Raw genomic sequence first — 3,399 nt, 5'->3', positions numbered from 1 at the left:
TGCTGGCGACCATAGCAAGAGTGAACCACCTGATCCCTTCCCGAACTCAGAAGTGAAACCTCTTCGCGCTGATGGTAGTGTGGGGTTACCCATGTGAGAGTAAGTCATCGCCAGCTCATTATTCAAAGCCCCCTTGACATAAACGTCAAGGGGGCTTTTTTATACGGAAAGGAAAATATTAAGAAGAAAAGTAGAAGAAAGAAGTTTAAAACAATATATTTACAATAATAAATTATGTGAAAAATATAGCATATATCAAAATATCATAAATTACTGCAAGTCTATTTGGTCGAATTTATCTACAACTTTAGTCTAGGTTTTTAAGAAAATTAACCAGAGTTAAGTTTTTGCTGTAGACAAAAAGTGAATATTGATTCATTTTATATACAAAAGTGAATAACCATTCATTTTTTATAAAATAAAAAGCTCACAATTGGAGGTGAGGGAAAAATGACAGCAACAACAATGAATGTGAATGCTGTAGTGGATCAAGCAAAGTTTAAACCTTTTCATTTAAAAATTGTACTTTGGTGCGTATTTGTCGTTATTTTTGACGGTTATGATTTGGCGATTAACGGTGTGGCTTTACCACTACTGATGCAAGAATGGAATATGACGGCTGTACAGGCAGGTATGCTTGCGAGTACGGCACTGGCAGGCATGATGTTTGGCGCCATGCTGTTTGGCATGTTGGCAGACAAAATTGGCCGTAAAAATGTCATATTAATTTGTGTGACGTTATTTAGTGGCTTTACTTTTTGGGGCGGCTTTGCATCCAACCCAACAGAGTTTGGTATTTTACGTTTTATTGCAGGTTTAGGGATTGGCGGGGTATTGCCTAACCTCGTGGCTTTAACCTCTGAATATGCACCACAAAAAATGCGTAGTACCTTAGTTACCACCATGTTCAGCGGCTATGCCGTGGGCGGCATTATGGCAGCCTTACTTGGTGCATGGTTGACGCCTAGCTTTGGCTGGGAAGTGATGTTCTATATTGCGGGATTACCGTTACTTATTTTGCCTTTATTGTGGTTTTTCTTACCAGAATCTTTAACTTTTTTGGTGAAAAAACAGCAACATGAAAAAGCGCGTCACATCGTCCAGCAAATTAGCCCACAAGAAAATATCAGCCCACAAACACAATTTGTATTAAATGAAGTACAAACCGCAGATGCCTCAATTGCAGCCTTATTTAAAAATAACCGTGGCATGAGTACTTTGCTGTTTTGGTGCTGCTTCTTTATGTGTTTGTTGATGGTTTATGCTTTGGGCAGTTGGTTGCCAAAACTGATGATGGCAGCAGGTTATTCGCTGGGTAACAGTTTAATGTTCTTAATGGCGATGAACATTGGTGCTGTGATCGGAACCATCAGTGGCGGGATTTTAGCAGACCGTTTCCACTTAAAACCTGTGATTATTGGCATGTTTTTATTGGGCGCATTCTCTCTAGTGGGTCTAGGCTTTAATTCACCACAGCCTGTGATTTATTTATTGGTGGGCTTAGCAGGTGCTTCTGCCATTGGCAGCAGTATTTTATTGTATAGCTTTGTTGCTCAGTATTATCCACTTACGATTCGTTCTACAGGTATCGGCTGTGCTTCTGCAGTGGGGCGTGTCGGTGCGATTGTAGGCCCTATTATTATTGGCGTACTTTTGGGCATGGATTTACCACATAAAATGAACTTTTTGGCGGTGGCGATTCCTGCAGTGATTGGTGCAATTGCAGTAGCACTGATTCGTTTACAAAGTACATCACAGGTGGTGAGTGAGCCAAGCGTGGTTAAAAAAGCCAGCCGATCTTATAGTTAATTGATCGTTAGTGTTTTGGGACTTTGAAATTAAGGAGCATTGCTCCTTAATTTTTTGCCTATTCACTTTGTAGAAGATTTAAGTAAGAAAGTGTGTATCGCTACATTTCTACTGTGCACGAGGTACATTTCATTGATTATGATGTCTTGATTAGCACAAGCAAAGATTGAATGAATAGAGGAGCAATTAGGATGCTCAAGATAAATCGGCAATACTATGGATTTATATGTCTAGTTGTATTGGGTTTAACTACAGGGTGTAATGCGCAAGTTGAGCCGAAACAGAACACGGCTGCTTTAGAGTCAAAATCAACTTCTGCACAAAATTTACAACGCTATCAAATACAGCCAATTGCAGATTTTAATGAGCCGTGGGCATTGGCAGAATTACCCGATGGACGCCTATTAATTACAGAAAAAGCGGGGAAATTAAAACTTTTTGATCCAAAAACAGGTCAAAGCTTAGATGTTCAAGCTATCGCTGAAGTCGCCTATGGCGGACAAGGTGGTTTGGGTGATGTCATTTTAGATCCTGAATTTCAACAGAATCAGCAGATTTATTTAAGTTATGCCGAAGTGGGTACGGGTGGTTACGGTGCAGTCGTGATTCGGGGCAAGCTTGTATTAGATGCTAAACCCACGCCAAAACTCACCGAAACTCAAAGAATCTGGCAGCAAGTGCCGAAAGTATCGGGACAAGGACATTATGCGCATCGTATAAAGTTTGGGGCAGATGGCAAATTATGGATAAGTTCTGGTGAGCGACAAAAGTTTGAACCTGCTCAGGATTTAAAATCTAATTTAGGTAAAATTTTACGTTTAAATACAGATGGTACAACACCTTTAGACAATCCATTTCAAACACATGGAGAGATTGCCAAGCAAGTCTGGAGTTTGGGGCATCGCAACCCTTTAGGCATGGCATTCGATTCTACAGGGCAGCTTTGGGTTGCAGAAATGGGACCTAAAGGGGGTGATGAGTTGAATCTGATTGCCAAAGGCGAAAACTATGGCTATCCGTTGGTGTCGAATGGTGATCATTATAATGGGTTGCCCATTCCAGACCATGCAACTCGTCCTGAATTTACAGCCCCTGTTCTGGATTGGACGCCAGTCATCTCTCCCTCAAGTTTGATGTTTTATACGGGAGATGTATTCCCACATTGGAAGCATAAAGCGATTCTTGGTGGTTTATCTTCAAAAGCAATTATTGTGGTGGATACGCAAGCACAGCCTGTTCGGGAGTTACAGCGTATCGAGATGGGTCAGCGGATTCGTGGCGTACTTCAAGCACAGGATGGCAATATTTGGGTGATTGAAGATGGTCAATCTGCCAGATTGCTTAAATTGGTGGCTCCATAAAATAAATTTCTTCAGGTCTAAACTTATTTCAAAGTAGGACAAAAAACAAATAGAAAAAAGCCCCAACATCATGTCGGGGCTTTTTCAGATTTATGTTTAGGTAGGCTCTAGACTAGCAGATTTGCACTTAGTTTTACCTAATGAGGTCCCACAACTCTGTTGCTAGCTCATTAGGCTCCCTCATCCAACGCCATTCTGTTTCTTTAAGATGATAATCAAAATACTCTTT

Annotated in this window: 2 protein-coding genes, 1 rRNA gene and 1 pseudogene; 3 read left to right on the top strand and 1 reads right to left on the bottom strand. The window is 40.8% G+C overall.

Features of this window, described 5'->3' with window-relative positions:
• The first annotated feature begins 1 nt into the window (after position 1).
• From rrf to AC07E5_RS10035, 3 genes are all read left to right on the top strand, one after another.
• Positions 2–116: ribosomal RNA gene (rrf, locus tag AC07E5_RS10045) — 5S ribosomal RNA — on the top strand.
• A gap of 334 nt (positions 117–450) precedes the next feature.
• Positions 451–1,809 (top strand): MFS transporter, encoded by a 1,359-nt coding sequence (locus AC07E5_RS10040; protein ID WP_004974034.1) that lies wholly within the window; start codon positions 451–453, stop codon positions 1,807–1,809.
• 191 nt (positions 1,810–2,000) lie between these two features.
• Positions 2,001–3,170: a PQQ-dependent sugar dehydrogenase gene (locus tag AC07E5_RS10035; RefSeq protein WP_498625373.1), complete on the top strand. Its 1,170-nt coding sequence runs from the start codon at positions 2,001–2,003 to the stop codon at positions 3,168–3,170.
• Positions 3,171–3,303: 133 nt separating this feature from the next.
• Here the strand turns inward: AC07E5_RS10035 and AC07E5_RS10030 are convergent.
• A pseudogene (locus AC07E5_RS10030) lies at positions 3,304–3,399 on the bottom strand (IS1595 family transposase); the annotation flags it as partial.

The sequence above is a fragment of the Acinetobacter seohaensis genome (assembly GCF_056431365.1).
The sequence above is the reverse complement of the archived record's forward strand: the minus strand, read 5'-3'. Positions and strand labels throughout refer to the sequence as shown.